This window comes from Mesorhizobium sp. M7A.F.Ca.MR.176.00.0.0, from assembly GCF_004023165.1.
In the GTDB taxonomy this organism is placed as follows: domain Bacteria; phylum Pseudomonadota; class Alphaproteobacteria; order Rhizobiales; family Rhizobiaceae; genus Mesorhizobium.
On record NZ_RZTC01000232.1, the window covers coordinates 1 to 3,216 of the forward strand.

The 3,216-nt window shown below is 65.0% G+C and carries 3 protein-coding genes and 1 pseudogene; all 4 read left to right on the forward strand.

Annotation, left to right across the window (positions count from 1 at the left end; all coding sequences use genetic code 11):
* Nucleotides 1-159 (forward strand): annotated as a pseudogene (locus EOB59_RS37060) (ABC transporter permease); the annotation flags it as partial.
* Nucleotides 159-1,223: an ABC transporter ATP-binding protein gene (locus EOB59_RS34125; protein ID WP_127270905.1), complete on the forward strand. Its 1,065-nt coding sequence runs from the start codon at nt 159-161 to the stop codon at nt 1,221-1,223. The pseudogene EOB59_RS37060 and the gene EOB59_RS34125, both read left to right, overlap by 1 nt.
* 209 nt (nt 1,224-1,432) lie before the next feature.
* Nucleotides 1,433-2,683, forward strand: coding sequence for an aconitase X (locus EOB59_RS34130; RefSeq protein WP_128290259.1), 1,251 nt, complete (start codon nt 1,433-1,435; stop codon nt 2,681-2,683).
* Nucleotides 2,680-3,105 (forward strand): DUF126 domain-containing protein, encoded by a 426-nt coding sequence (locus EOB59_RS34135; protein ID WP_128290260.1) that lies wholly within the window; start codon nt 2,680-2,682, stop codon nt 3,103-3,105. Before EOB59_RS34130 ends, EOB59_RS34135 begins: the two co-directional genes overlap by 4 nt.
* The last annotated feature ends 111 nt before the right edge of the window (nt 3,106-3,216 follow it).

Genomic DNA, 3,216 nt, shown 5'->3' on the forward strand with positions numbered 1-3,216 from the left:
GCGACGCCGGGCCAGACGACGCTGCCGGTCGAAATCTACGCCGCGATCCGCAAGGGTTTCACGCCCGAGATCAACGCGGTCTCGACCATCATCATTGTCGTGTCGATGGCGCTGATGCTGCTCACGGCGCGGTTCTTCAAATTCGGCGGAGAGAAATAATGGCCGGCGTGCAGGTATCCGATGTCTCGCGCAGCTTTGGCGCACACAAGGCGCTGGACAACGTCTCCATCGACTTCGCCGATGGCGGCTTCTACGCTCTGCTCGGGCCGTCGGGCAGCGGCAAGACCACGCTGCTGCGGCAGATCGCCGGTTTCGATTTTCCTGACTCGGGTCGCATCACCATCGGCGGCGAGAGCGTCGAGCGGGTGCCCGTCGAGAAGCGCCGTATCGGCATGGTGTTCCAGAACTATGCGCTGTTTCCCAATATGAGCGTCGCCGACAATGTCGCCTTCGGCCTGTCGGTGCGCGGCGAGGCCAGGGCGATCATCGCTACCGAGGTGCAGCGCGCTCTCGATCTGGTGCAGCTTGGCAAGCTCGGTGGCCGCCGGCCGCATCAGCTCTCCGGCGGCCAGCGCCAGCGTGTGGCTCTCGCCCGCGCCATCGTCACCAAGCCGCGCGTGCTGCTGCTCGACGAGCCATTGGGTGCGCTCGACAAGGCGCTGCGCGTCGACATGCAGATTGAGCTCAAGCGCATCCAGCGCGAGATTGGCATCACCACCATCTTCGTCACCCATGACCAGGAAGAAGCGCTGACGATGAGTGACCGCATCGGCATATTGCGCGACGGCAGGCTGGTGCAGGAGGGGCCGCCGGAGGAGATCTATAACAGGCCGAAGAGCGAGTTCGCCGCCACCTTCCTCGGCGACGCCAACATTTTTCGCGGCGATACGACGGGCGATGGCATCCGGCTGCCGGACGGCACGGCGATTGCCGCTGGCGCGGGTGCCAAGCTTGCCGCCGGCGCCAAGGCGAGCTGCGCCGTGCGCCCCGAACGCATCCGCATCGCCACGGATGCCGGAGCACCGGATGGCACCGCCAACATGCTCAAGGGGCAGGTTTCCAAGCGCATCTTCGCCGGCAACAACAGCACCTATTTCGTCGAGCGTGGCGGCCAGACGTTGAAGGTGATTGTACAGAACACGGGTGTCGACAGGCTGGCGGAAGGTCAGGACGTCGTTCTGCGCTGGTCGCCGGAGAGTACGGTGTTGATCGCGGCGGGGTAGGTAGAGCGGTTCGCCCCCCCCTGTCCTGCCGGACATCTCCCCCTCAAGGGGGGAGATCGGCAGCCTCAACGCCGCCACTCTTTCTTCAACACTGGAAATTTGCGAAAGCGGCAATGACAGCTAATCTCCCCCCTTGAGGGGGAGGCGCCCGGCAGGGCAGAGGAGGGCGCTGTCCCTCCGTCCTTTCCGACAACGAGCCCGGAGCTGCGATGACGCTTGAATTGACCGCGCGCGACCGATCCATGCTCGATGGCGAGCAGGGCCCGTCCGCCGCCGCTGCCATGAAAATCCTGGCCGCGTTTTCCAATGCGGTCGGGGCGGGCTGCCTGCTCGACATTGCCGGCGCCCATATCGATGGCTGTCTTTACCACGGCAAGGCGGGGCTCGATTTCGTCGAGCGGCTGGTCGAAGGCGGTGGCCGCGTCCAAGTGCCGACGACATTGAACGTCGGCTCGTTCGACCTCATCCATCCCGGCATGGTGAAAATGCCGGCGGCGGAAGAGGTGCCGGCGCGGCGGCTGATGAAGGCGCATCTGGAGCTCGGCTGCCAGGCGACCTTCACTTGCGCGCCTTACCAGACGCGATTTCGCCCGAGTTTCGGCGAGCAGATTGCCTGGGGCGAGTCCAACGCCATCGTCTTTGCCAATTCGGTGATCGGCGCGCGCACCAACCGCTATGGCGATTTCATCGATCTGTGCTGCGCCATGACCGGACGCGCGCCGGCCTGGGGTCTGCATCTGAGCGAGGACCGGCGCGGCCGGATCCTGTTTGAGTTGGATGTTGCGGACGGCGAGCCGAGCGACAGCCTTTTCGTCGGCGTCGGGCTATTGATTGGCCAAGCGAGCGGCGACCGCGTTCCGGTGATTGCCGGTCTGCCACAGCCGCGCGACGAGGACCAGCTGAAGGCGCTGGGCGCGGCGGCGGCAACCACGGGTGCTGTGGCGCTGTTCCATGCGGTCGGCATCACGCCGGAAGCGATGACGCTCGATGAGGCGTTCCAGGGTCATGCGCCTGACGAGACGATCCGCATCACCCGCGCCGATATCGACCATGCGCTGGCCAGGCTATCGAGTGTGCCGGACGGCTCGCCGCTGGCGGCCGTGTCGCTCGGCACTCCGCATTTTTCGCATGCGGAATGGATGCGGCTGTTGCCGTTGCTGCGCGAGGAAGCACCCGGCAGGGGCATCCCGATCTATGTCAACACGGGCCGTGCGACCCTGACGCGACTGCAGGAGGAGGGCGCGCTTGATGGCATGGAGGCGTTCGGCCTGATTCCGGTCGCCGACACCTGCACCTATGTCACATCGATCCTGGAACGCCTCGACGGCGTGGTGATGACCAATTCCGGCAAATGGGCGCATTATGCGCCCGGCAATATCGGCGTGTCCGTCGCCTTCGCCGAGATGGAGGACTGCATCCGCTCCGCCGCGGCCGGGCATGTCGTTCGGAGCGCCTCATGACGCGACCGGTGGAACGAACCGGCATCTTCCAGTTGGCCGGCGAAGCCAGGGGCCAGGCGCTGGTGTTTTCGCAACCGCTCAGCTTCTGGGGCGGCATCGATGCCGAGACCGGCGAGATAACAGACCATTCGCATCCCGGTCTCGGCCAGAATGTCGCTGGCAGGATTTTGGTCATGCCGAGCGGGCGCGGCTCATCGTCTTCATCCTCGGTCCTGGCCGAGGCGATCCGCAGGGGAACCGCGCCAGCCGGGATTCTTCTGGAGCGGCCGGACCCGATCCTGGCGGTCGGCGCCATCGTTGCCGAATTTCTTTATGACATCCGCATGCCGCTGGTGGTGTGCGACATTGCCGGCATAGCTTCCGGCGACAAGATCATGATTGGTGTTGGCGAGGATGGCGAGGCGGTCATTCGCAAAGTCTAGGGACGAGCGCTTGCTAACCGAACTCAGCGCCGCCCCTCATCTGGCTGCCGCCATCTTCTCCCCGTAAAGGGGGCGAAGGGGCTTGTTGCAACGCCGGCGCTGTTTTTTGTG

Excerpts from the sequence above, each read along its gene's own strand:
- EOB59_RS34125 (WP_127270905.1), top strand. The coding sequence starts at position 159 with ATGGCCGGCGTGCAGGTATCCGATGTCTCGCGCAGCTTTGGCGCACAC.
- EOB59_RS34130 (WP_128290259.1), top strand. The coding sequence starts at position 1,433 with ATGACGCTTGAATTGACCGCGCGCGACCGATCCATGCTCGATGGCGAG.
- EOB59_RS34135 (WP_128290260.1), top strand. The coding sequence starts at position 2,680 with ATGACGCGACCGGTGGAACGAACCGGCATCTTCCAGTTGGCCGGCGAA.